A 1,190-nucleotide genomic window follows, 5' to 3' on the forward strand; every position below is an offset into this window, starting at 1 on the left:
GACGTGGGTTTGTCGTTGGCGGTGCATCGGGCGGGGTTGGAGTTTCGGGCTGCGGTGTGGGGTGGTGACCGTGGTGAGTTGGTGGCGGGGTTGGAGGCGTTGGGTCAGGGCCGTGAGGTGCCCAACGTGGTGGTGGGTGGTCGTTCGCGGGTGCGCCGGTCGGCGTTCTTGTTCACGGGTCAGGGGTCTCAGCGGTTGGGGATGGGCCGTGAGTTGTATGGGTCGGTTCCGGTGTTCGCGCGGGCGTTGGAGGAGGTGTGTGCGCAGGTGGACGGGTGGTTGGACCGTCCGTTGATGGAGGTGTTGTTCGCCGGGGAGGGGTCGGAGGCGGCGGGTCTGTTGGATCAGACGGTGTTCACCCAGTGCGCGTTGTTCGCGGTGGAGGTGGCGCTGTTTCGGTTGGTGGAGTCGTGGGGTGTGCGGCCTGATTTTCTGTTGGGTCATTCGGTGGGTGAGGTGGCGGCGGCTCATGTGTCGGGGGTGTTGGATCTGCCCAATGCTGCGGCTTTGGTGGCGGCGCGTGGTCGTTTGATGCAGGCGGCTCGTGGGGGCGGGTCGATGGTGGCGTTGCAGGCGGGGGAGGAGGAGGTGGTGGCGTCCTTGGCGGGGCGTGGGGGTGTGTCGGTGGCGGGGGTGAACGGCCCGGAGTCGGTGGTGGTTTCGGGTGATGCGGATGTGGTGGAGGAGGTGGCGCGGCTGTGGCGTGGGCGTGGGCGTCGTGTGAAGGCGTTGGTGGTCAGTCATGCGTTTCATTCGGCGCATATGGATGGGGTGTTGGAGGAGTTTGGTGAGGTTGTGGCGGGGTTGGAGTTCGGTGCGGCGCGTATTCCGGTGGTGTCGAATGTGACGGGTGTGGTGGCTACGGATGCCCAGTTGTGTTCTGCGGAGTACTGGGTGGCTCATGTGCGTGGTGCGGTGCGGTTCATGGACGGGGTGCGGTTCCTGGAGTCGCAGGGTGTGACTGATTTTGTGGAGTTGGGTCCTGGTGGTGTGTTGACGGCGTTGGTGCCGGGGTGCTTGGTGGGTTCTGGTGCGGGGTCGTTGGTGGCGTTGTTGCGGGGTGGGCGCTCGGAGGGGGCGTCGGTTGCGGGGGCGTTGGGTGAGTTCTTCGTTCGTGGTGTGGGTGTGGACTGGGGGGCGGTGTTCGCTGGTGGTGCGCGGGTGGGGTTGCCCTCGTACGCGTTCGAGCG

General features: G+C 66.2%; 1 protein-coding gene. It reads left to right on the forward strand.

Annotated features, from left to right (window positions below; translation table 11 throughout):
• Positions 1–1,190 (forward strand): acyltransferase domain-containing protein (locus ACFWTE_RS29990; protein WP_378783327.1); only part of this gene is annotated, 1,190 nt, incomplete at both ends.

Origin of the sequence: Nocardiopsis sp. NPDC058631, assembly GCF_042716955.1 — a bacterium.
Taxonomy (GTDB): domain Bacteria; phylum Actinomycetota; class Actinomycetes; order Streptosporangiales; family Streptosporangiaceae; genus Nocardiopsis.